The 25,907-nt window shown below is 75.2% G+C and carries 3 protein-coding genes and 3 pseudogenes; all 6 read right to left on the reverse strand.

Annotation, left to right across the window (positions count from 1 at the left end):
• Nucleotides 1-64: 64 nt before the first annotated feature.
• Entirely contained in the window at nt 65-1,561 is a 1,497-nt protein-coding gene (locus ACZ4N4_RS29385) for an FAD-dependent oxidoreductase (protein ID WP_467594294.1), read from the reverse strand.
• A 23-nt stretch (nt 1,562-1,584) separates the two neighbouring features.
• A pseudogene (locus ACZ4N4_RS29390) lies at nt 1,585-6,939 on the reverse strand (type I polyketide synthase); the annotation flags it as partial.
• 2 nt (nt 6,940-6,941) lie between these two features.
• Nucleotides 6,942-19,400 carry a type I polyketide synthase gene (locus ACZ4N4_RS29395; RefSeq protein ID WP_467594364.1) on the reverse strand — a complete coding sequence of 4,153 codons (12,459 nt, stop codon included), beginning with the start codon at nt 19,398-19,400 and terminating at the stop codon, nt 6,942-6,944.
• A 21-nt stretch (nt 19,401-19,421) separates the two neighbouring features.
• A pseudogene (locus tag ACZ4N4_RS29400) lies at nt 19,422-20,399 on the reverse strand (polyketide synthase dehydratase domain-containing protein); the annotation flags it as partial.
• Nucleotides 20,376-22,874 (reverse strand): annotated as a pseudogene (locus tag ACZ4N4_RS29405) (type I polyketide synthase); the annotation flags it as partial. The pseudogenes ACZ4N4_RS29405 and ACZ4N4_RS29400, both read right to left, overlap by 24 nt.
• Before the next feature lie 52 nt (nt 22,875-22,926).
• Nucleotides 22,927-25,907: type I polyketide synthase (locus ACZ4N4_RS29410; protein ID WP_467594297.1), on the reverse strand; the 2,981-nt coding region annotated here is incomplete at its 5' end.

Raw genomic sequence — 25,907 nt, forward strand, 5'->3', positions numbered from 1 at the left:
GTGGGGTGCTCGGTTCGTGAGGTGCTCGACTCGTGAGGTGCTCGACTCGTGAGGTGCTCGGCCGTCACGGGGTGGTGGCGGCCGGGGACGACGGGGTGGGGACCAGTGCGGTGAGCTTCGCGGCTGCGCCGGGGAACCGGTCGGCGGGGCCGGCGGCGGCCACATAGCCGTCCGGGCGCAGCAGCACGTACTTCTCGGTGGGGCCGTCCAGCGGGAAGTGCGCGACCAGTTGGGGCAGTCGGTCGGCCAACTCCGCCGCCTCGATGGCCAGTCGGGTGTCCTTGCCGCCGTAGGTGATCAGCTGGAACAGGCCGGCGAGTTCATCGGCCGGCTTGGGGATCCACCGGGGGTCCCGGGTGCCGGGGCGCGGCCGGGCGCGTTCCGTGCCGCCGAACAGCACGTCGGGGTACTGGCTGCGCCAGCCGGCCAGCATCGGGGCGTAGCCGCGGGCCAGTACGCCGGTGGCGTCGAGCAGCCGCCAGGTGACGTTGCGGATCTGACGGGCCAGCGGGCCGACCACGGCCTGCCGGGCCATCCGGCCGGTGGCCTGGAGGGTCTGCTCGATCGCGGCCCGGCGCTCGGGGTCGTAGGTGTCCAGGATCGACTCGCGGAGTCGGCCGTGCACCACGCCGGCGAGCTTCCAGGCCAGGTTGCGGGTGTCGGGGATGCCTAGGTTGAGGCCCTGGCCGCCGATCGGGCTGTGCACGTGGGCGGCGTCGCCGACGAGGAAGCAACGGCCGGATCGCAGCGCGCCGGCCACCCGCTCGTCGCTCGCGAACAGGGTCACGGTGCGCACCTCGGTGAAGCGGAGCCCGCCGGGACCGCGTTCGTCCAGCAGTGCCTGGGCCTGCTCGGCGGTGGCCTCGGTACCGTCCGGGACCGCGCCGGAGATTCGGAACTCGCCGCCGGGCAGCGGGGCGATCAGCGCGACCCCGGTGTCGGCGAGGAAGTAGTGGATCTCCTCGGTGCTGATCCCGCCGCTGCCGTGCTCGCCGGCGATGCGTCCCTCGGCGAGCAGGAAGGTGGCCGGGAACCGGGCCCCGGAGAAGTCGATGCCCAGCTGGGCGCGGACCTGGCTGTGCAGCCCGTCGGCGCCCACCACCCAGTCGGCCTCGATCTCGGTGGTGGTGCCGTCCGCACGGCTCGCGGTGACGGTGACCGTGTGCGCGTCCGGGGCGACCTTGGTGACCCGGGTGCCCCACTCGACGTCGACGCCCCGGTCGGCCAGAGCCTGGGCGAGCAGCCGGCCGGTGCTCTCCTGGGGCAGCACCAGCGGGGCGTTGGCCTCGCTGAGCGGCACGCGCACGCTGCCGCCCGAGCCCAGGTGGTAGTGGAGCGCGGCGGGCTGGACGCTGTCGCGGACGGCCCGCTCGGCGAGCCCCAGTTCACCGAGGACTTCCCGTACCGGCGGCCACAGCAGGATCGCCCGGGAGCCGGTGTGCGGGTGGTCGGCCGCGTCGACCACGGTGACCGCCACGCCGAGCCGGCTGAGCTGTGCGGCCATGGCCAGGCCACACGGGCCCGCGCCGACGACCAGAACGGTGGTACGTCGTTGTGTCACTGCTTCTCCAGCCACTCGTGCACCGCCTGGGCAGTACGGTCGGCATGCTCTTCGAGGACGGTGAAGTGGTCGCCGGCCAGCTCCACCACGTCGTGCGGGCAGGCCCAGGAGGCCGGCGGGCGGGCGAACCCGGTGAGCGGCTCGGTGGCACGGGCCACCAGGACGGGCGTGTCGGAGCCGGCGGGTTCCCAGTCGGTGAGCAGTCGCAGATAGCCGCCCATGGCGGTGAGCCGGGCGTCGGTGACCGAGCCGTTGTCGGCCAGCCGGGTGAGCATCTGCTCGAACAGGGCGGCGCCGTCGGTGGTGAGTTCGGGGCCGAAGACGAAGGTGTCGACGAGGACCAGGCCGGCGGCCGGACGGCCCCGTGCGGCCAGCTCGGCGGCGACGCCGTCGGCCAGCAGACCGCCCGAGGAGTAGCCGACCAGCACCACCGGGCGCTCCCCCGCCGCCCTCTCCACCTGCCGGGTGACGGCCGCGATGGCGGCGGGCCGGTCGGCGGGCAGCGGTTCGCCGTCGAGGTAGCCGGGCAGGGCGAGTGCCGAGACCGCGCGGCGACCGCGCAGTCCGGCGGCGAATCGGGCGTACTGGTGGGGGCCGGAGGTGGCCAGCACGGTGGGCAGGCAGACCAGGAGGGGGCCCTCGTCATGGGCGGTCAGCTCCACCGGTCCGGGCAACGGGGCCGCCTCGTCGCCGGAGCCGAAGGTGGTGCGCAACTTGGCGGCGGCGCCGAGCAGTTCGATGAACTCGCCGGTCTTCCCGGCCTCGGTCGCCGCCCGGTACAGGCCCGTGAACATCCCGGCCTCGGGGGTGGCGGCCGGGTCCGGGCCGAGTTCGCCCCCCAGGTACCGGGCGAGCGCCTCGGGGGTGTCGTGCTCGAACAGGGTGGCCGCGGTCAGCCGTAACCCGGTGGCCGCCGACAGCCGGTTGCGCAGCTCCAGGGTGGTCAGCGAGTCAAAGCCGTGTTCGAGGAAGCGGCGGCCCGCGTCGATCGCGGAGCCGTCGGCGAAGCCCAGGACGGCGGCGGCCTGCCCGGTGATCGCGGCCAGCAGCGCGCCGTACCGCTCGGCGGCGGGCAGGGCGGCCAGCCGGCCGGCGTCCGGGGTGTCCGGGCCGGTGGGCTCGCGGCGGCCGCGGTCGGGGGTGAAGTCGGCGATGAGCGGGCGCGGTCCGGTGATGGTGTACGCGGCCCGGAACCGCGGCCAGTCCACGTCGGCGAGCAGCAGCCGGGTGTCCCCGGCGGTGAGCGCGGCGCCGAGCGCGGCCAGGGCACGGTGCTCGTCGAGGACCGCGATGCCCCGGCCGGCCAGCCGTTCCCGGCGGGTGGCCGCCACGCCGGTGGTGTCGGCCGGGTCGTCCCAGGGCGCCCAGGCCACCGAGAGGGCGGGCAGCCCGGCAGCGGCACGGTGTTCGGCCAGCGCGTCCAGTGCGGCGGCGGCCGCGGCGTAGCCGGCCTGGCCGACGCCGCCGAAGGTGCCGGACACGGAGGAGAACAGCACGAACGCGGTGAGCGGGGTGTCGCGGGTGAGGTCGTGCAGGTGCCGGGCGGCGGTGACCCCGGGGTGGGGCGCGGCGGAGCCGTCGAGGGCGGTCAGGGGCGCCTCGGTCAGCGGTACGGCGGTGTGCAGCACAGCGGTGACCGGGTGCCCGGCGAGCAGTTCGGCGACGGACTCACGGTCCGTCAGATCACAGGCCGCGGTGTGGACTTCGGCGCCCAGGTCGCGGAGTTCGGTGACGACGTCGGCGGCCACGGTGGCGTCCGGGTCCGCGGCCAGCAGCAGCGCGGGGGCGCCTGCGGCGGCCAGCCAGCGGGCCGTGGCCGCGCCGACGGCGGTGTCCGCGCCGGTGACCAGGGTGGTACCGGTGGGATGCCAGCCGGCGCCGGTCGGAGCGGTCAGCGGGCTGCGTACCAGGCGGCGGGCGAACAACCCGGCCGGGCGGACGGCGAGTTGTTCCTCGCCGGTCCGCCCGGACAGCGCCGCGCACCAGCGGGTCAGCGCCCGTTCGTCGGCCTGGGCGGGCAGGTCGACGATGCCGCCGGTGAGGGCCGGGTGTTCCAGGGAGACAGTGGGGGCCAGGCCCCACAGCCCGGCCCGGTCCGGGTCGCCGTCCGGCTCGGCGTCCAGGGCCACCGCATGTGTGGTGGTGAACCACAGCGGCGCCGCCACGCCCGCTTCGACGAGGGCGCGGACCAGGGTCACGGCGGCCGGCCAGGCCAACAGGGCGAGCACCCCGGCGGGCTGCGCGCCGGCCAGCGCGGTGCGCAGGGCTTCCGGATCCGGCGGACCGGCCGCCACCTCGACCCGGATCACCCGGGCGCCGTGCCGGGCCAGCGCGTCGGGTTCCGGACCGGTGTGTCCCGGGGGTACGGCGACCAGCCAGTCCCCGGACAGCCGGGCGCTCGCCGGGTCGGGCACCGGCCGCCAGTCCAGGGTGTGGCGCCAGGAGTCCACGACGGACTGCTCCCGCCGCTGCCGCCGCCATGCCGACAGCGCGGGCAGTACGGCGGCCAGCGGTGCGGTGTCCAGTTCCAGGGCGTCGCTTAGGCCGGCCAGGTCGGCGTTCTCGACCGCCTCCCAGAAACCGGACTCCATCGGATCGGAGGTCGCCGTGGCGGCGGTGGGGTCGGGCTCCGGCCAGTAGCGCTGCCGCTGGAAGGGGTAGGTGGGCAGGTCCACCCAGGCGGTGTCCCGGCCGGCCAGGGCGGCGCCGAGGTCGACCGGGGCGCCGCGGGTGTATGCGTCGGCCGCCGAGCGCAGGAAGCGGTCCAGGCCGCCCTGTTCGCGACGCAGCGAACCGACCGCGGCGGCATCGGCCCCGGCGTCCTCGGCGATCTCCTGGACGGCGGTGACCAGTACCGGGTGCGGACTGACCTCGACGAAGTGCCGGAACCCGGCGGCCAGCAGGGTGCGCACGGCCGGGTCGAAGGCCACCGGCCGGCGGGCGTTGTCGAACCAGTACTCCGCACCCAGGGTGCCGGTGTCGGCGAAGGCGCCGGTGACGGTGGAGCAGAACGGCACCTCGGTGGCGGTGGGCCGTACGTCCGCGAACATGTCCACGATGCGGTCGTGCAGCGGGTCCACCTGGTCGCAGTGCGAGGCGACGGTGGAGGCGACCAGGCGGGCGCGCAGCCCGTCGGCGGTGGCCTCGGTGACGAACCGATCGAGGCCGGCCGGCTCGCCGACCACGGTGACCGCGTTCGGCCCGTTGACCCCGCCGATGTGCAGCGCGTCGCCCTGGGCGGCCAGCCGGGCGCGGACCTGCTCCTCGGGCGCGGCCACCGACACGACCGCGCCGTTGCCGCGCAGTTCGTCGGCGAACAACTGGCTGCGCAGCACCACGATCTTCAGCGCGTCGTGCAGGGACAGCGCCCCGGCCGTGTAGGCGGCGGCGATCTCGCCCTGGCTGCTGCCGACCACCGCGGCCGGGGTGAGGCCGTAGGAACGCCACAGTTCGGCGAGCGACACCATCACCGCGAACAGCACCGGTTGCAAAATCTCGATGCGCTCCATGTCGGGCGCGCCGGGCGCCTCGCGCAGCACGTCGGTGAGGGACCAGTCCACGAAGGCGCGGGCCGCGGTGTCGCACTCGGCGAGGTGCGCGGCGAACACCGGTGCGGAGTCGAGGAGTTCGGCGGCCATGCCGGTCCACTGGGAGCCCTGGCCGGGGAACACGAACACCACCCGGTCGTCCGGTGCGGCGGTGGCACTGACCAGGGAGTCGTGCGAACGGCCCGCGGCCAGGGCGGCCAGGCCCTCGGCGGCGGTGTCCGGGTCGGCGGCGACCACCACGGCACGGTGTTCGAGGGCGGCACGGGAGTGCACCAGGGCCGCGGCGAGGTCGGGCAGCGGGGTACCGCTCCGTACCAGGGGCAGCAGGCGTTCGGCCTGGGCCTGCAGGGCCTCGCGAGTGCGGGCGGAGACCACCAGGGGTACCGGCGTGAGCATGCCGATCGCCACGGCCGCCATGGCCGTTCCCGGCTCCGGCGCCTCGAACTCGTCGGCCTGCTCGAGGAGTACGTGTGCGTTGGTGCCGCTGATGCCGAACGCCGAGACGCCGGCGCGGCGCGGTCGGCCGGTCTCCGGCCAGGGCTGCTCCTCGGTGAGCAGCGCCACCGCGCCGGAGGTGAAGTCCGCCTCGGAGGTGGGCGCGTCCACGTGCAGGGTGCGCGGCAGCCGGTCGCCGCGCAGTGCCATCACCGTCTTGATGATGCCGCCGACCCCGGCCGCCGCGCCGGCGTGGCCCAGGTTGGACTTGAGCGAGCCCAGCCACAGCGGCCGGTCGGCCGGCCGGTTGCGGCCGTAGGTGGCGAGCAGCGCGTTGGCCTCGATGGGGTCGCCCAGCGCGGTCCCGGTGCCGTGTGCCTCGACGGCGTCGATGTCGGCGGCGGCCAGGCCCGCGTCGGCGAGCGCGGCGCGGATGACCCGTTCCTGGGAGGGCCCGTTGGGTGCGGTCAGCCCGTTGGAGGCGCCGTCCTGGTTGACGGCCGAGCCGCGTACCACGGCGAGCACGCGGTGGCGGTTGCGGCGCGCGTCGGAGAGCCGTTCCAGTACCAGGATCCCGGCGCCCTCGGCCCAGGCGGTGCCGTCGGCGGCCTCGGCGAACGCCTTGGCGCGGCCGTCCGGGGCCAGGCCGCGCTGCCGGGACAGTTCCACGAACCCGGCCGGGGTGGACAGCACCGACGCGCCGCCGGCCAGCGCCAGCGAGCACTCACCGCGGGCCAGCGACTGGCGGGCCAGGTGCAGGGCGACCAGGGAGGCCGAGCAGGCGGTGTCCACGGACAGCGCCGCGCCCTCCAGTCCGAGGGTGTAGGACAGCCGTCCGGAGAGCACGCTGATCGCGTTGCCGGTCAGCAGGTACCCCTCCAGGTCCTCGGCGGCCTGCGCGGCGAGCATCCCGTAGTCCTGGGCGCCGCTGCCGACGAACACTCCGGTGCGGCTGCCGCGCAGCGACAGCGGGTCGATGCCGGCCCGTTCCAGCGCCTCCCAGGAGGTCTCCAGGAGCAGCCGCTGCTGCGGGTCCATGGCGAGGGCCTCGCGCGGTGAGATCCCGAAGAACGTGGCGTCGAAGTCGGCCACGTCGTACAGGAACCCGCCCTCTTTGACATAGGTGGTGCCGGGCCGGTCCGGGTCGGGGTCGAAGAGGCGGTCCAGGGGCCAGCCCCGGTCGGTGGGGAAGGCCGACATCACGTCCCGTCCCGCGGCCACCACCTCCCACAGGTCCTCGGGCGAGGCGATGCCGCCGGGGAAGCGGCAGGCCATGCCGACGACGGCCACCGGCTCGGTGTCGCGCTGCTCGTAGTCCCGCAACCGCTGCCGGGTCTCGTGCAGGTCGACGGTGACCTTGCGCAGGTAGTCGCGGAGACGGTCGACATCACTCATGATCAGCTCAACTCCGAGTCGATGAACCGGAAGATCTCTTCGTCGCTGGCGGTCCCGAGCTGCTCGGTGACCGACTCGCGGCCGCCGTCGGCGCGCGGGGTCAGCCGCCCGACCAGTCCTTGCAGCCGGTTCAGCGCCCGCCGCCGGTCGTCCTCGCCGGACACCTCGGCCAGCACTCCGGCCAGCCGGTCGAGTTCCTCGTCAAGGGAACCGACGGCGGTCGCGGCCGGCACCACCAGCTGCCGGCGCAGGTGGTCGGCGAGTCCGGCGGGGGTCGGATGGTCGAACACGGCGCTTGCCGACAGCCGTACGCCGGTGGCCGCGCCGAGCCGGTTGCGCAGGTTGACCGCGGCCAGCGAGTCGAAGCCGAGGTCGGTGAACGGCCGTCCGGTGGGCAGCGCGTCCGGGTCGCTGTGCCCGAGGACGACGGCCACCTCCCGTCGTACCAGCTCGACGAGTTCGCGCTGCTGGTCGGTCTCGGGCAGCGCGGTCAGCCGGTCGGCGAGCCGGGACTCGGCGGCGTCCGGTTCACCGGTCCCGGTGGTGAGCGCGTCCCGTACCTCGGGCAGGTCGCCCAGCAGCGGGCTGGGCCGGGCGGCGGTGAACGCGGGTGCGAAACCGGCCCAGTCCACGTCGGCGACGGTCACGGTGGTGTCGGCGTGCCGCACGGCGTCGGCCAGCGCGGCGAGCGCCTCCTGCGCGGGCAGCGCCAGCACGCCCCGGCGGCGCAGTTCCTCTCGGCGCCGGGCCTCGGTGCCGGCGTCCGCCGCCCCGAACCCGGCGCCTTCCCACGGGCCCCAGGCGATGGAGGTGGCGGGCAGCCCGCGGGCCTGCCGGTGCTGCGCCAGCGCGTCGAGATAGGCGTTGGCCGCGGCGAAGGCGCCCTGTTCGCTGCCGCCCCAGGTGGCCGCGACGGAGGAGAAGAGCACGAAGGCGTCCAAGTCACCGGTGAGCCGGTGCAGGTTGGCCGCGCCGCGCACCTTCGCGTCGAGGGTGGCGGCGACCTCGGCGAGGTCCGTGCCGGCGAGCGGGCCGGAGCGCAGGGTGCCCGCGGTGTGCACCACGGCGGTCAGCGGGGTGTCCGCCGGGACGGCGGCGAGCAGTTCGGCGAGCGCGGTCCCGTCGGCCGGGTCGCAGGTGCTGACGGTGACCGGGACGCCGAGGTCGTCGGGTGCGGTGGCGGCCGGGTCGTCGGTGGTGAGGACCAGCGCCTGTGCGCCGTTGGCGGCCAGCCAGCGGGCCACCGGCAGCCCCATCGGGCCGAGGCCGTCGGTGACCAGCACGGTGCCGGTGGGCTGCCACGGCCGGGCCGGGGTGCGGCCGCCCAGCGGGGCGCGCGCGAGGCGCGGCACCAGCAGCCCGGTGTCGCGTACGGCGGCCTGGTCCTCGGTGCCGCCCAGCAGCGCGGCCAGCCGGTCGAGTCCCCGCCCCGGATCCTCGGGCAGGTCGACGATGCCGCCGAACAGCTTCGGCTGCTCCAGTGCGAGGGTGCGGCCCAGGCCCCAGAGCATGGCCTGCTCGGGGTGGCGCAGCCGGTCGGCCGGGGTGGCGGCGACCGCTCCGGAGGTGACCAGCCACAGCGCGGTGCCGGTGTCGGCCAGGGCGCGCACCAGGTCGAGAGAGGTGGCCAGTCCGGCGGGTACGGCGGGGTGGTCCGGGTGCGGGCCTTCGGCCAGGCCGAGCAGCGAGACCACCCCGGTCGCCGTGCCGGCCTCGGCCGCGACGGTGTCCAGGTCGACCACGCGGGCCTCGGCCCCGGCACGGCTGAGCGCGGCGGCGCACTCCTCGGCCAGGGCCGGTGTGTCCGGGCCGAGGACCAGCCAGGTGCCGCTCAGCACCGCGTCGGTGGCCTTGGCGGGCCGCCAGCCCACGGTGTAGCGCCGGCTGTCGGTGGTGGCGGTCGTCTCCTGGGCGGCGCGCCAGGCGGCCAGTGCGGGCAGGACCTCGGCGAGTGGTTCGGCCGGCACGCCGAGCAGGTCGGCCAGTGCCTTGGGGTCGGCCGGGTCGACGGCCGCCCAGAACGTGCCGTCCGCCGCGTCGGGGCCGGTGTGCTCCGGGGCGGTCAGCCAGTAGCGCTGTCGTTGGAAGGCGTAGGTGGGCAGGTCCGGCGGGGCGGGGCGGGTGCCGTCGACGGCGGCGGCCAGCCGCACCGGGAGCCCCGCCACCTGTGCCTCGGCCACGGAGAGCAGGAACCGGTCGAGGCCGCCCTCGTCGCGGCGCAGCGTGCCCACGACGGTCGCCTCGTCCAGCGTCTGGTCGATGCCGGGCGTCAGCACGGGGTGCGGGCTGACCTCGACGAAGCCACGGTGGCCCTGCTCGGCCAAGGCGCGCACGGCTGCTTCGAATCGAACGGTCTGCCGGAGGTTGCGGTACCAGTACCCCGCGTCCAGCGTGGTCGGGTCGGCCCAGTCGGCGGTGACCGTGGAGAACATCGGCACGTCGGCCGCCCGCGGGCGGACCTCCGCGAGCGCCTCGACCAGTCGTGTCTCGATCCGCTCGACCTGCGGGGAGTGGGAGGCGTAGTCCACCGCGATACGACGGGCACGGGTGCCCCGCCCCTCGCAGTGGGCCAGCAGCCGGTCCAGGGCCGCCGGGTCGCCGGAGACCACCGTGGAGGTGGAGCCGTTGACCGCGGCGACCGTCACGCCCGGCGGCAGCAGGGCGGTCACCTCGTCGGCGGGCAGCGTCACGGACGCCATCCCGCCGTGTCCGGCCAGTTCCTCGGCGATCAGCCCGCTCCGCGCGCAGACCACCAGCGCGGCGTCGCGCAGGGACAGCGCCCCCGCCACACACGCGGCGGCGATCTCCCCCTGCGAATGCCCCACCACCGCATCCGGCTCCACCCCGAACGACCGCCACAACGCGGCCAGCGACACCATCACCGCGAACGACACCGGCTGCACGACATCCACCCGCTCCAGGGACGGCTGACCGGCCTCACCCCGCAGCACACCCAGCAACGACCAGTCCACGAACTCACCGAGCGCCGAAGCGCATGCGGCCATCCGCTCCGCGAACACCGGCGAGGAGTCCAGCAGTTCCACCGCCATCCCCGCCCACTGCGCCCCCTGCCCCGGAAACACGAACACCGTGCGGCCGGCGACGTCGGCGACCCCGCGCACCAGGCCGGGCGTCTCCTCGTCGGCGGCGAGGGCGGCCAGGCCGGTGAGGAGGTCCTCGCGGTCGGCCGCGACCACCACGGCACGATGGGTCAGAGCGGAGCGCCCGGTGGTCAGAGCGGCGGCCAACTCGGCGACTCCGGCGTCCGGTTCGGCGGCCAGCCAGGTGCGCAGCCGGCCGGCCTGGGCGCGCAGTGCGGCCTCGGTGTCGCCGGACAGCGGCACCGGCACCGGCCGCCGGGGCGCCGGCTGCGGGGCCGGAACCTCCGGGCCCTGTTCGATGATCACGTGGGCGTTGGTGCCGCTGATCCCGAACGAGGACACCGCCGCACGTCGCGGCCCCTCCCGTTCCGGCCAGGGCCGTGCCTCGGTGAGCAGCCGTACCGCGCCGGCCGACCAGTCCACGTGCGAGGTCGGTTCGCCGATGTGCAGGGTGCGCGGCAGCACCCCGTGGTGCATCGCCTGGACGACCTTGATCACACCGGCGACTCCGGCGGCGGCCTGGGTGTGCCCGATGTTCGACTTGACCGACCCGAGCCACAGGGGCTGTTCGCGGTCGGCGCCGTAGGTCTCCAGCAGCGCCTGGGCCTCGATCGGGTCGCCCAGGGCGGTGCCGGTGCCGTGCGCCTCGACCAGGTCCACGTCCGCGGGGGACAGCCGGGCCGCGGCGAGCGCGGTGCGGATGACCCGTTCCTGCGAAGGGCCGTTGGGGGCGGTGAGCCCGTTGGACGCGCCGTCCTGGTTGACCGCCGAGCCGCGCAGCACACCGAGGACGCGGTGGCCGTTGCGGCGGGCGTCGGAGAGCCGTTCCACCACCAGCAGGCCGACGCCCTCGGACCAGACGGTGCCGTCCGCGTCGGCGGAGAACGCCTTCACCCGGCCGTCGGCGGCCAGTCCGCGCTGCCGGGAGAACTCGATGAAGGTGCCGGGGGTGGACATCACGGTCGCGCCGCCGGCCAGCGCCAGGGAACACTCCCCCGCGCGCAGCGCCTGCGCCGCCAGGTGCAGGGTGACCAGCGAGGAGGAGCAGGCGGTGTCGACGGTGACCGCGGGACCCTGCAGGCCGAAGGTGTAGGCGACCCGGCCGGAGGCGACGCTGCCCGCGGTGCCCGCGCCGAGGTAGCCCTCGACGTCCTGCGGGGTGCTGGGGAGCCGGGTGGCGTAGTCGTGGTACATGACGCCGACGAACACGCCGGTGTCGGTGTCCCGCAGGGACATCGGGTCGATGCCGGTGCGTTCCAGTGCCTCCCAGGAGGTCTCCAGGAGCAGACGCTGCTGCGGATCCATGGCGAGGGCCTCGCGCGGGGAGATGCCGAACAGGCCGGCGTCGAACTCGGCCGCGTCGTGCAGGAATCCGCCCTTGGTGAGATAGGTGCGCCCGGCGCGGTCGGGGTCGGGGTCGTAGAGCTGTTCGGTGTTCCAGCCGCGGTCGGTGGGGAACGGCGAGATGCCGTCGCCGTCCGCGGTCACCAGTCGCCACAGGTCCTCCGGGGAGCGCACTCCGCCGGGGTAGCGGCAGGCCATGCCGATGATGGCGATCGGTTCGTCTGTCGTCCCGGTGCGGCGGGGTGCGGCGGGCGCCGGGGCGGCGGCCGTGGTGAGCCTGCGCAGCAGGTAGGCGGCGGTGGCCGCGATGCTCGGGTGGTCGAAGGCGAGGGTGGCGGGCAGCGTGAGGCCGGTGCCGGTGGCCAGCCGGTTGCGCAGTTCCACCGAGGTCAACGAGTCGAAGCCGAGGTCGGTGAAGGCCCGCCGGTCGCCCAGGTCGGCCGCGTTGCCGTGGCCGAGGGTGGCGGCGACCGCGTTGCGTACGGTGTCGTGCACCAGCCGGCCGCGGGCGGCCTCGTCGAGCCCGGCGAACGCCGCCCGGAGCGCGCCGGTGCCGGTGGCGCGGCGCGCCGGGACCCGGACCAGGCCGCGCAGCACCGGGGCCGGCGGGACGGTGCGGGCCTGCTCGCGGAGCGCGGCCAGGTTCAGCCGGACGGGGACGGCCAGGGCGTTCTCGCCGGGTACTGCGGCGTCGAACAGCCGCATGCCCTCGGCCGGTTCGAGCGGCACCACCCCGAGGCGTTCGATGCGCTGCCGGGCGGTGCCGTCCGCCGTGTCGCCCATGCCTCCGGCCCACAGGCCCCAGGCCAGCGAGACCGCGGGCAGGCCGGCCGCACGGCGGCGGGCGGCGAGGCCGTCCAGGACGGCGTTGGCGGCGGCGTAGTTGCTCTGCCCGGGACTGCCCAGGATCCCGGCGGCCGAGGAGAACAGCACGAACGCGGCCAGGTCCAGGTCGCGGGTCAGCTCGTCCAGGTGCAGGGCGGCGGCCGCCTTGGGCCGCAGCACCCGGTCGATGCGCTCCGGGGTCTGCGCGGCGAGCATCCCGTCGTCCAGCACACCGGCGGCGTGCACCACGGCGGTCAGCGGGTGCGCGTCGGGGACACCGGCCAGCAGCGCGGCCAGCGCGTCCCGGTCGGCGACGTCGCAGGCCACCACCTGGGCGGTGGCGCCGAGTTCGGCGAGATCGGCGGCCAGTCGGGCGGCGCCCGGGGCGTCGGGGCCACGGCGGCCGGTGAGCAGCAGGTGCCGTACGCCGTGCTCGGCGGCCAGGTGCCGGGCCAGCACCGAGCCGAGGGCGCCGGTACCGCCGGTGATCAGCACCGTGCCCTCCGGGTGCCATACGGCGGGCTCACCGGCGTCGGCGCGGACCAGCCGGGGTACCCGCACCACGCCGTCCCGGACGGCCAGTTGGGGCTCCCCGGTGGCCAGGGCAACGAGGTCGGGCAGGCTGCCGTCGCTGTCGAGGAGCACGATCCGGCCCGGGTTCTCCGACTGGGCGGAGCGGGCCAGGCCCCAGACGGCGGCGGCGCCCAGGTCGGTGCCGTCGACGGCTCCGGTGGTGCGCAGGGCGAGCGTGGTACCGGCGAACCGTTCCTCGGTCAGGAACGTGCGCAGCAGGGCCAGGACGCGGTGGGTGGCGGTGGCGATACCGGCCGGGTCGTCCGTGGCGGCGGGCAACGCGGCGAGCAGCCACTCTTCGGGGTCGGTCACCGCGGTGAGGTCGAGGTCGGCGCCGAGCTCGATGGCATTGGGGGACTCGGTGCCGGGCGCGGGGTCCGCCGCGGTGGTGCGCACCGGCGTCCAGTCGACCCCGTGCAGTGCCTCGGTCCCGGAGTCCGGGGCGCTCAGTCCGGCGGGTACCGGGCGCAGCGCGAGGCTGTCCACGGTGAGGACCGGGGCGCCGTGGCCGTCGTACGCGGCGATGGCGAAGCCGCCGTCGGCCGGGGTGAGCCGCACCCGCAGCGTGTCGGCGCCGGGCTGCCGGACGGTCACGCCGGTCCAGGCGAACGGCAGGGCGGCCGTGGTCGCTTCCGGGTCGGTGGCCAGCGCGTGCAACGCGGCGTCCAGCAGCGCCGGGTGCACACCGAAGCCGGCGGCCTCGGCCTGCGCGGGCAGAGCTACCTCGGCGTACAGCTCCTCGCCGTGCCGCCAGACCCGGCGCAGACCCTGGAACACCGGTCCGTAGGCCAGGCCCCGGTCGGCCAGCAGCTCATACAGCCCGCCGGGCTCGCCCCACTCGGACTCGGCCGGGGGCCACTCGCCCAACGGTGGCGCGCTGTCGTCCGCCGGTTCGACGGTGCCGGTGGCGTGTCGGGTCCACGGCTCGTCGGCGGTGCCGACCTCGGCCCGGGAATACAGGTTCACCGTACGGCGGCCCCGCTCGTCGGGCGTGCCGAGCACCAGCTGGAGTGCGGCGCTGCCCCGCTCGGGCAGGACCAGTGGTGCGTCCAGGGTGAGTTCGGTGATCCGGTCGCAGCCGACTTCGTCCCCGGCGCGGGCTACGAGGTCGACGTACGCGGTGCCGGGCAGCACGGTCCGGCCGGCCACCACATGGTCGGCAAGCCAGGGCTGGGCGCTGGTGGAGAGCCTCCCGGTGAACAGCGTCCCGGCCCCGTCCGCGAGCGTGACGGCCGCGCCGAGCAGCGGGTGCCCGATCGTGCCGAGACCGGCCGCGCCGGCGTCGGCGGCGGTCTCGCCGGTCATCCAGAACCGGCGGTGCTGGAACGGGTAGGTGGGCAGCGGAACCGGCGCCGGCGCGCGGCCCTCGGTGACCGCGGCCCAGTCGGCGGAGATGCCGTGCACGTGCAGCCGGGTCAGGGCGTCCAGCAGGGCCGGGATCTCGTCCCGGCCGTCGCGCAGGGTGGGCAGCACGACCGGCCCGGCGGTGGGCTCGTCGACAGACTCTGCGGCGCGCTCGTCGGCGGACCCGGCGTCGGGCTGGTTGGCAGACCCTGCGCGCTCGTCGACAGACCCTGCGGCGGGCTCGGTCGCGGTCAGGCAGTCGCGGGTCATGGCGGTCAGCGCGGCGGCCGGGCCGATCTCGACGAACGCGGTGGCCCCCGCCTCGGCCAGGGCGCGTACCGCGGGCAGGAACCGCACGCTGTCCCGGACGTTGGCCACCCAGTGCTCCGGGTCGGTGATCTCCCGCTCGGACAGCGGTGCCCCGGTCACCGTGGACACGACCGGCAGGCGTGGCGCGCTGAACGGGATGCCGGTGACGATCTCCCGGTACTCGGCCAGGATGCCGTCCACGTGCGGTGAGTGCGGGGCCATGCCGACCCGCAACTGCCGGGTACGGCGGCCGCGTTCACGCCAGTGCGCGCCGATCCCGGCGACCGCGTCGGCGTCGCCGGACACCACCACCGCATGCGGGCCGTTGACGGCGGCCAGCCGTACCAGGCCGGCGTACTGGGCCAGCAGCGGGGCGAGTTCGGCCTCGGTGGCCTGGACGGCGACCATCGCGCCGCCCGTCGTGGCCGCCGCCATCAGCCTGCCGCGAGCGGTGACCAACCTGGCGGCGTCGGGGAGGGTGAGCGCCCCGGCGATGTGTGCGGCGACGATCTCGCCGACGGAGTGGCCGGCCACCAGGTCCGGGCGCAGCCCCCAGCTCTCCATGAGCCGGACCAGGGCGACCTCCACGGCGAACAGCGCGGCCTGGGTGAAGTCGGTGCGGTCGAGGAGGGCGGCCTCGGGGCTGCCCTCGGCGGCGAACAGCACCTCGCGCAGCGGCCGGGGCAGTTGCCGGTCGAGTTCGGCGCACACCGCGTCGAACGCCTCGGCGTAGGCGGGGAACCCGGCGGCCAAGTCACGGCCGGCCCCGAGGCGCTGGGAACCCTGGCCGGGGAACAGGAAGGCCAGTTTCCCGGCGTCCGCGGCGAAGCCGGTGACCACGTCGGCGTCGGGGGTGCCGTCGGCGAGGGCGGTCAGTCCGGGACGGGGACCGGCCGGCCCCGGATGCCGATCCCCGGCGTGGGGACCGGTCAGCACCGCCGCCCGGTGCGGGTGCGCGGCGCGGGTGGTCAGCAGCGAGTGCGCCAACGCGGCCGGTTCGACATCCGGGTGGTCGCGGAGGTGGGTCAGCAGCCGGGCCGCCTGTGCGCGCAGGGCCGCCCCGGTGCGGGCGGAGAGCACGACCGGCAGCGGCAGCGGAGCGCGGGCCGGCGGCCGCGGCGGTGCCTCGGCCGGCGCCTGTTCGATGACGATGTGCGCGTTGGTGCCGCTGACGCCGAACGAGGACACCGCGGCGCGGCGGGGCCGGCCGGTCTCCGGCCAGGGCCGTGCCTCGGTGAGCAGGGAGACCGCGCCGGAGGCCCAGTCCACGTGCGGGCTGGGTGCACCGACGTGCAGGGTGCGGGGCAGCAGCCCTTCCCGCAGGGCCAGGACCATCTTGATGATCCCGGCGACACCGGAGGCGGCCTGGGTGTGCCCGATGTTGGACTTGACCGACCCGAGCCACAGCGGCTCGCCGTCCCGGCCCTGGCCGTAGGTGGCCAGCAGGGCCTGCGCCTCGATGGGGTCGCCCAGGGTGGTGCCGGTGCCGTGCGCCTCCACCGCGTCGACGTCCCCGGTGGACAGTCCGGCCGTGGCCAGCGCGGCGTGGATCACCCGCTGCTGGGACGGGCCGTTGGGTGCGGTGAGCCCGTTGGAGGCCCCGTCGGAGTTGACCGCGGAGCCGCGCACCACGGCCAGCACCGGGTGCCCGGCGGCGCGCGCGTCGGAGAGCCGCTCCACGAGCAGCATCCCGGCGCCCTCCGACCAAGAGGTGCCGTCGGCGTCGGCCGCGAACGACTTGCAGCGGCCGTCGGCGGCCAGGCCGCGCTGCCGGGAGAACTCCACGAACAGCCCGGGGGTGGCCATCACCGTGGCACCGCCGGCCAGCGCCAGGTCGCACTCGCCGCGGCGCAGCGCCTGGGCGGCCAGGTGCAGTGCCACCAGCGAGGACGAGCAGGCGGTGTCCACGGTCAGGGTGGGGCCCTCCAGACCGAACGCGTAGGCGAGCCGGCCGGAGGCGACGCTGGCCGCGCTGCCGGTGAGCCGGTAACCCTCCACGCCCTCGGCGGCGTGGTGCAGCATCGGGCCGTAGTCCTGGCGCATCACGCCCACGTACACGCCGGTCCGGCTGCCGCGCACGGCGGCCGGGTCGATCCCGGCGTGTTCGAAGGTCTCCCAGGAGGTCTCCAGGAGCAGCCGCTGCTGCGGGTCGGTGGCGAGCGCCTCGCGCGGATTGATGCCGAAGAAGTCGGCGTCGAAGTCGGCGGCGGCGCGCAGGAATCCGCCGTGCCGGGTGTAGGAGGTGCCCGGCCGGTCGGGGTCGGCGTCGAACAGCGAGTCCAGGTCCCAGCCGCGGTCGGCGGGGAACTCGGTGATGCCGTCACCGCCGTCGAGCAGGAACCGCCACAGCTGTTCCGGGGACCGGATCTGAGACGGGAACCGGCAGGCCATGCCGACGATCGCGATGGGCTCGTCGGTGTCGACGCCGGCCCCCGCCGGAGGCCGCGCGGCCTTGTCCTCGGGCGCGTCCTGGCGCAGGTGGCCGGCGACCGCGGCGGGGGTCGGGTAGTCGAACACCAGGGTCGCGGGCAGGGTGGTGCCGGTGGCCGCGGTGAGCCGGTTGCGCAGTTCCACCGCGGCCAGCGAGTCCACGCCGAGTGCACGGAACTCCGCCTGCGGGTCGACGGAGCCGGCGTCGGCATGGCCGAGGACGGCGGCGGTCTCGGCGCGCACCAGGGTCAGCAGTTCCTCGGCGGTGAGCCGGTCGGTCCGGGTGGCCGTACCGGGCCCGGCCGGCGCGGCGGTACGACGTCGCGGGCCGCGTACCAGGCCGCGCAGCAGGGGTGGCAGCAGCGCCGGGTCGGCGGTGTGCAACCGGACCTTGGCCGGCAGCAGCACCGGTTCGTCGACCGCCAGCGCCGTGTCGAACAGCGCCAGCCCCTCCTCGACGGAGAACGCCTGCACTCCGGCGCGGGCCATCCGGGCCAGGTCCGCGGCAGAGAGGTCGCCGGTGATGCCGCTCGGCGGGGCCCAGAGCCCCCAGGCCAGCGACTGGGCGGGCCGCCCGGCAACGCGCCGCCGGGCGGCCAGTGCGTCCAGGCAGGCGTTGGCCGCCGCGTAGTTGGCCTGGCCGGGACCGCCGAGGGTGCCGGTGGCCGAGGAGAACAGCACGAACGCGGCCAGGTCCAGGTCGCGGGTGAGCTCGTCCAGGTGCTGTGCGGCGGCCACCTTGGGCCGCAGCGTCGCGGTCAGCCGCTCCGGGGTGAGCGCGGTGAACAACCCGTCGTCGGAGACCCCGGCCGCGTGCACCACGGCGGTCAGCGGATGTTCGGCCGGTATGTCGGCCAGCAACGCGGCCAGCGCGTCCCGTTCGGCGGCATCGCAGGCCACCACGCGCACGTCGGCGCCGAGTTCGGTGAGCTCGGTCTCCAGTGCGGAGGCACTGCCACGGCGGCTGGTCAGCAGCAGGTGCCGTACCCCGTGCGCGCGCACCAGATGCCGGGCGACCAGCCCGCCTAGGGTGCCGGTGCCGCCGGTGATCAGGACGGTGCCCTGCGGGTCGAGCCGGCAGGGCAGGGTGAGCACCAGTTTGCCGGTGTGCCGGGCCTGGCTGAGGTGCCGGAACGCGTCGACGGCCCGGGAGACCGGCCACACGGACGGCGGCGGTACGGTCAGCGCCCCCGCGGCGAACAGCTCCAGCACCGCGACCAGCAACCGCTGCATCTCCCGCGGCGGCAACTGCATCAGGTCGTACGGCAGATAGTCGATGTCCGGGAAGCCGGCCGGGTCACGCAGGTCGGTCTTGCCCATTTCCAGGAACCGCCCGCCGGGGCGCAGCAGACCCGCCGAGGCGTCGACGAACTCACCGGACAGCGAGTTCAGCACGACGTCCACCGGGCCGAACCGCGCGGCGAAGCCGGTGTCCCGCGAGGAGGCGATGTGCGCGTCGTCCAGGCCGAGGTCGCGCAGCACCTGCCACTTGCCCTCGCTCGCGGTGCCGTAGACCTCGGCGCCGAGGTGCCGGGCCAGTTGTACGGCGGCCATGCCGACACCACCGGCCGCGGAGTGGATCAGCACCTTCTCCCCGGCCCGCAGTCCGGCGAGTTCTACCAGACCGAGCCGGGCGGTGAGGTGTGCGATCGGCATGGCGGCGGCCTGCTCGAACGTCCAACCGTCAGGAATCGGGGCCACGGCCGCCCGCTCGGCCACCGCGACCGGGGCGAACGCGTCGCCGAAGAGGCCGGTGACCCGAGTGCCCGGGGCAAGGTCGGTGACGTCGTCGGCGACCTCGGTGACCACGCCGGCGCCCTCGCCGCCGAGGGCCGCCTCACCGGGGTACATGCCCAGAGCGATGAGCACATCCCGGAAGTTCAGCCCGGCGGCCCGCACGGCGATACGCACCTGGCCCGGCCGCAGGGGGGCCGCCGCGGCCGGGGCGGGCACCAGCGCGAGGTCGTCCAGGGTGCCCGGGCGGGTGACGGCCAGCCGCCAGTGTGGTTCCACGGGCGGCACCAGTTCGGGCCTGACCAGCCGGGGAGCGTGTAACAGGCCGCCGCGCAGCGCGAGTTGGGGCTGGCCGGTGGCCGGTACGGCGGCCAGGGCGCGACGGGAGCCGGCGGTGTCGTCGAGATCGGCCAGCACGATCCGCTCGGGCTGTTCGGCCTGCGCGGCACGCAGCAGCCCCCACACCGCCGCACCTCCCGGATCGGCCGGGGCGTCGGCGGGTTCGGTGGCTACCGCGCCGGTGGTGACCACGAGCAGCCGGGCGGACGCCGCGCTGTCGGCCAGCCAGTCCTGCACCTGCCGCAGCACGGTGGCGGTGACCGCCTCGACGGGCTCCCCCACCGGGACGGCCAGCACGGTGAGGTCGGCGGCCCCGTAACCTCCGAGGTCGACCCCGGTGGCCCGCAGGTCGGCGGCCAGGGACTCGGGCAGCGCCCCCAGCGCCGACCACCGTCCGCCGGCCGGTTCGGCGGGGGCCGGGACGGTGTCCCAGTCCAGCCGGAACAGCGAGTCCCGGGGCACCCGGCTCGCCCCCTCTCCGGCGGCGGCTCGCAGAGCCAGCGACTCTACGGAGGCAACCGGAGCTCCGGCGCCGTCGAACAGGTCCAGCGCGAGGGCGCCCGCACCGGTGGGTGCGAGCCGCGCCCGCACGGCGGCCGCTCCGGCGGCGTGCAGCCGGACGCCGGACCAGGAGAACGGCAGCCGCGCGGTGCCCGTGTCGTCGGTGAGCGCGAGCGCGTGCAGGGCCGCGTCCAGCAGCGCGGGATGAAGCCCGAAACCCCGGGCCCGGTCCCGGAGTTCGTCGGGCAGGGCGATGTCGGCGAAGATCTCGTCACCGCGCCGCCAGGCCGCGCGCAGCCCCTGGAACGCCGGTCCGTAGCCGAGGCCCCGAGCGGCGAGATCGGCGTAGACGGCGTCCACGGCCACCGGGGTGGCGTCCGTCGGCGGCCAGTACTCCTCGGCGCCGATGGGTTCGTGCGGGCCGACGGCGAGGGTCCCGGTGGCGTGCAGCGTCCACGGCTCGTCCTCGGACGCGTCCTCGGCCAGAGAGTAGATCTCCACGGCGCGACGGCCGGAGTCCTGGGCCTCGCGGACGGTCAGTTGCAGCCGGACCGCACCCGTGTCGGTCAGCACCAGCGGTGCCCGCAGCACGAGTTCCTCGACCCGGTCGCAACCGACACGGTCGGCGGCCTGCACCGCCAGCTCCACGAACGCCGCGCCGGCCAGCACGATCGCACCATTGACACGGTGGTCGGCCAGCCAGGGCTGGGACACCACCGAGAGCCGGCCGGTGAGCAGATACGCGTCCGACCCGGCCAGCGCGGTGGCCGCACCGAGCAGCGGGTTACCGGCCGGGAGCAGTCCCGAGGCGGCGAGGTTGCCTCCGGGGGCCGACTCCAGCCAGTAGCGACGGCGCTGGAAGGCGTAGGTGGGCAGGTCGACCCGGTCCGCGGCCGGCAGGTACGACGCCCAGTCGACACCACCGCCATGCGTATGGAACCGGGCCAACCCGGAAGCCACCGAACGGACTTCGGGCTGCCCGCGACGCAGCAACGGCACGAACACCGCCGTCGCGTCGGCCGGCAGACAGTCCGGTCCTACGGCCGTCAACGCGGCGTCCGGCCCGACCTCCACGAACCTCGCCACACCCTGCTCATGCAGATAGGCAACCGCATCGGCGAACCGGACCGTGTCGCGGACATTGCGCACCCAGTAATCGACGCCCACCGGCGCCGTACCGACATCCACCGTGGACACGAAGGGGACACCCGGAGCGGCGAAGGTGACACCGGCGATCGCCTCACGGAACCGCTCCAACACCGGCTCCATCAACGGCGAATGAAACGCGTGACTCACCCGCAGCCGCGTATGCCGCCAGCCCCGCTCCCCCGCCACGTCCGCGACCGCCGCCACCGCCGACTCGACACCGGAAACCACCACAGAACGAACCCCGTTGACCGCCGCGATACCGACCTCGCCAGACAGGACCTCCGCGACCTCCGCCTCCGTGGCATTGACCGCGAGCATCGCCCCACCCGCCGGCAACTCCTGCATCAACCCGGCACGCGCACACACCAAAGTGACCGCATCATCCAGCGACAACACCCCCGCCACATGAGCAGCCGCCACCTCACCCACCGAATGCCCCACCACAAAGTCCGGCACCACACCGAACGACTCCAACAACCGGAACAACGAGACCTCGACCGCGAACAACCCACACTGCGCGAACAACGTCTCATCCAGCCGATCACCGCCATCGAGAACCACCTCCCGCACCGGCAACCCCAACACCGACCCCAGCCGCCCACAAATATCCGCGAAGGACTCCGCGAACACCGGATACCTCTCAGCCAGCTCCCCACCCATTCCCGACCACTGCGACCCCTGCCCCGAGAACAGGAAACCGGTGCCGCCCCCATGTCCGGCAACACCGGAAACGGTCCCGTCGGCCAACTCCGTGAGCCCGGCGAGCAGTTCCTCTCGGTCCGCGGCCACCACCGCACCGCGATGCTCCAGAGCGGCCCGGGACAGCGCCGCCGCACGCGCCACCTCCGCGACACCGACGCCCGGCTCGGCGAGCAGGTACGCACGCAACCGAGCCGCCTGCCCCCGCAACGCCTCAGCACTCCGCCCGGACACCAGCACCGGCACCGGCAACACCGGTTCCGGAACAGCTGTCGGCTCGCCGGCCGGCGCCTGCTCGATGATCACGTGCGCGTTGGTCCCGCTCACCCCGAACGCCGACACCGCCGCCCGCCGCACCTCGGTCTCCGGCCAGGGACGTGATTCAGCGAGGAGTTCCAGCGGGCCGCCGGCCCAGTCGACGTGCGGGGTCGGGGTGTCGACGTGCAGGGTGCGGGGCAGCACCCCGTGGCGTATCGCCTCGACCACCTTGATCACGCCGGCTACACCCGCGGCGGCCTGCGTGTGCCCGATGTTCGACTTCACCGACCCCAGCCACAACGGCCGCTCGCGATCGGCGCCGTAGACGCCGTGCAGGGCCTGTGCCTCCACCGGGTCGCCCAGCGAGGTGCCGGTGCCGTGCGCCTCCACCGCGTCGACGTCCCCCGGGGACAGTGCCGCGTTGGTCAGCGCCTCGACGATGACCCGGCGCTGTGCCTGGCCGTTGGGGGCGGTGAGCCCGTTGGACGCCCCGTCCTGGTTGACGGCGGAGCCTCGGATGACGGCGAGAACCGGGTGGTTGTTGCGCTGTGCGTCGGAAAGCCGCTCCAGCAGCAGCATGCCGACGCCCTCGGACCAGCCGGTGCCGTCGGCGTCTGCGGAGAACGCCTTGCACCGGCCGTCACCGGCCAGTCCGCCGAGCCGCTCGAACTCCACGTAGGTGCCCGGGGTGGACATGATGGTCACGCCGCCGGCCAGGGCAAGGGTCGTCTCTCCCGAGCGCAGCGACTGCACCGCCAGGTGCAGGGTGACCAGGGAGGAGGAGCAGGCGGTGTCCACGGTGACGGCGGGGCCTTCGAATCCGAAGGTGTAGGCGACCCGGCCGGTGGCGATGCTGGCGGCGTTCCCGTTGCCGATGAAACCTTCCAGTTCCTCGGGCACGCTGTCCATCAGTGTCGCGTAGTCGTGGTACATCACGCCGGCGAAGACACCGGTGCGGCTGCCACGTGCGGCGAGCGGGTCGATCCCGGCGCGTTCGAACGCCTCCCAGGAGGTCTCCAGGAGCAGCCGCTGCTGCGGGTCCATGGCGAGCGCCTCGCGCGGCGAGATCCCGAAGAACCCGGGGTCGAAGTCGCCGGCGTCGGCGACGAACCCGCCGAGCCCGACCGGCAGTCCGGCCAGGTCCCAGCCGCGGTCGGCGGGGAACCCGGAGATCCCGTCCCGCCCGGCGGCCAGCATCTCCCACAGTTGCTCGGGGGTGCCGACGCCACCGGGGTAGCGGCAGGCCATGCCGACGATCGCGATGGGCTCGCGCCGGGCCTGTTCGATCTCGGCGAGCCTGCGCTGCGCACTCTGCGCCTCGCTCAGCGCACGCCGGAGATAGTCCCGGAGCTTGTCCTCGTTAGCCACGCGGTTCCCTTCCTCACCCTTGGTCGGCGCCGAGGCCGTCGACGAGGCCGAACAGTTCGTCGTCGGAGGCCGACGACAGGTCGTGCTCCGGTGCGGCGCCGGACTGCTCCTCGCCGCCGTACTTGGCGAGCAGCGCGGTGAGCCGCATGCGCAGCCTCGCCTGGTCCACGGCGCCGGGATCGGCATCGGCCAGTGCTTCTTCGAGCTGGTCGAGTCCGGCGAGCGGCGAGCCGGTCGCTGCGCCGTCGGCCGCGGGCATGGAGGTGTGCAGGTGCGCGGCCAGTGCGACCGGGGTGGCGTACTCGAACACCACCGCGGCGGGCAGCCGGATGCCGGTGGTCCCGGACAGCCGGTTGCGCAGTTCCACGGCGGCCAGCGAGTCGACGCCGAGTTCGGCGAAGGTGCGGTGCTCGGCCACGGCGGCCGGTGAGTCGTAGGCCAGCACCCTGGCCGCTTCGGCGCGGACCAGCTCCAGGAGCGCCTTCTCCCGGTCGGGTCCGGACAACGTGGCCGGCGCGGCGGCGGGTGCGGAGCGAGCGTCGGCGGCCGTTGCGGCGATCGTGGTGGACGGCTCCCGGACCAGGCCGCGCAGGACCGCCGGGACCGGGCCGCCTGTCCGCAGGGCCGTGCGGTCCAGGCGCATCGGGGCGAGTACCGGTTCGTCGACGGCTCGCGCGAGGTCGAACAGTTCGAGCGCCTCGGCGGTGGTCAGCGGCCGCAGCCCGGCGCGGGCGATACGAGCCAGGTCGGCATCGGACAGTTCGCCGGTGATCCCGCTGCGCTGCTCCCACAGCCCCCAGGCCAGTGAGGTGGCCGGCAGCCCGGCGGTGTGCCTGGCCCTGGCCAGCGCGTCCAGTGCGGCGTTGGCCGCCGAGTAGGCGCTCTGCCCGGCGGCGCCGAGCACCCCGGCGGCGGAGGAGAACAGCACGAAGTCGGTCAGCTCACGGTCGCGGGTCAGCTCGTCCAGCCACCGCGCGCCCAGCACCTTCGGCGCCAGCACCGCCCGCAGCCGCTCCTCGGTGAGCCCGGTGACCAGACCGTCGTCCACCACCCCGGCGGCATGCACCACAGCCGTCACCGGATGCTCGGCCAGCAACGCGGCCACCGCCTCCCGCTCGGCCACGTCACACGCCACCACCGCCACCTTCGCGCCCAGTTCCCGGAGCTCGGCGGCCAGTTCGGCCGCGCCCGGGGTGTCCGGGCCCCGACGGCCGGTGAGCACCAGCTCACGCACTCCGCGGTCGCCGGCCAGATGACGGGCGAGGTCCGCACCGAGTGCGCCCAGCCCCCCGGTGATCAGGACCGGGCCGCCCGGATCCCACGCGGCGCCGTCCCGGTCGGTGATCCTGGACAGCGGGACATGGGAGAGCCGTGGCACGAACACCGTGCCGTCGCGCACCACCAGCTGCCCGCCGGGCACGTTCCACGCGGCAGCGGGAATCCCGGCGCCGTCGGTGCCCGCGGTGGCCGAAGAGCCGTCCGTGGCCGCGCCGCCGTCGGTGCCCGGCGTGGCCGCGCTGCGGTCTGTCCCGTCGGCGTCCTCGAAGTCGGCCAGCAGGAACCGGTCCGGGTGCTCCTGCTGCACCGACCGCAGCAGCCCCCAGACCGCGGCGGCGGCCGGATCGGTTCGGGCGTTCCGGGTCCGCAGCGCCAGCCGGGTGCCGGCGAATCGGTCCTCGGCCAGCCAGGTACGCACCGCGCCCAGCGCCCAGCCGGCCGCGGCCACCGGATCGGCCTCGGTCCCGACCGCGAGCACCACCACCTCGGGCGGTTCCCCGTCGGGCAGTTCGGCCAGCTCGGCGCAGTCCAGCACGGTCGGTGCCGGGCCGCCGAGCCGGGCGGCGGGCACCAGCTCCTCGGCGTACAGCGACTCATGGTGGCCGAGTTGTTCGGCCGAGATCGGCCGGACCGCGAGGGACTCGACGATCCCGACCGGGGCGCCCGACGCGTCGGCCAGTTCGATCCGGGCCGCCTCGGCGGCGACCGGGGAGATCCGCACCCGCAGCGCGGACGCTCCGGTGCGGCGCAGCGCGATCCCGTTCCAGGCGAACGGCAGCAAGGTACGGTCGCCCTCGTCCTCGTGGAGGTAGCGCAAGGCGTGCAGCGATGCGTCCAGCAGAGCCGGGTGCAGCCCGTACCGGCCGGTGTCGGTCAGATCGGGCAGCTCGATTTCGGCGAGGATCTCGTCACCGCTCCGCCAGGCCGCGCGCAGGCCCTGGAACGCGGGGCCGTACTCCAGCCCGGTGGCGGCGAACTCGGCGTAGGCCGAACCGACGTCCAGCGCGACGGCGTCCGGCGGCGGCCAGGCAGCCGGCGCCCCCTGAGGCTCCGCCGACACCGGGCCGAGTACGGCACGGGCGTAGCAGGTCCACGGGGTGCCGTCCTCGGCCGGGCGGGCGTGCACGGTCAGCGGCCGCTCTCCCGCCGCGTCCCGCGCACCGACCCTCATCTGCACCTCGACCGCACCGTCCTCGGGCAGCACCAACGGCGCCTGGAGGGTGAGTTCGGCGACCTCGCCGGCGCCGGTCTCCGTGGCGGCGTGCAGGGCCAGTTCGGCGAACACACTGCCGGGCACGACGGTCGCGCCGAGCACGGTGTGCTCCCCCAGCCAGGGTTGTGCCCGGGTGGCCAGCCGCCCGGACAACAGGAAGCCGTCCTCCTCGGCGAACTCCACGGTCGCGTCCAGCAGCGGATACCCGTTCCGGTGCGGTGGTTCGGCACTGTCCAGCCAGTAGCGGCGGTGCTGGAAGGCGTAGGTGGGCAGGTCGACCCGGTCCGCGGCCGGCAGGTACGACGCCCAGTCGACACCACCGCCATGCGTATGGAACCGGGCCAACCCGGAAGCCACCGAACGGACTTCGGGCTGCCCGCGACGCAGCAACGGCACGAACACCGCAGGCGCGTCGGCCGGCAGACAGTCCGGTCCTACGGCCGTCAACGCGGCGTCCGGCCCGACCTCCACGAACCTCGCCACACCCTGCTCATGCAGATAGG

The organism is Streptomyces sp. NPDC026538, from assembly GCF_055567535.1.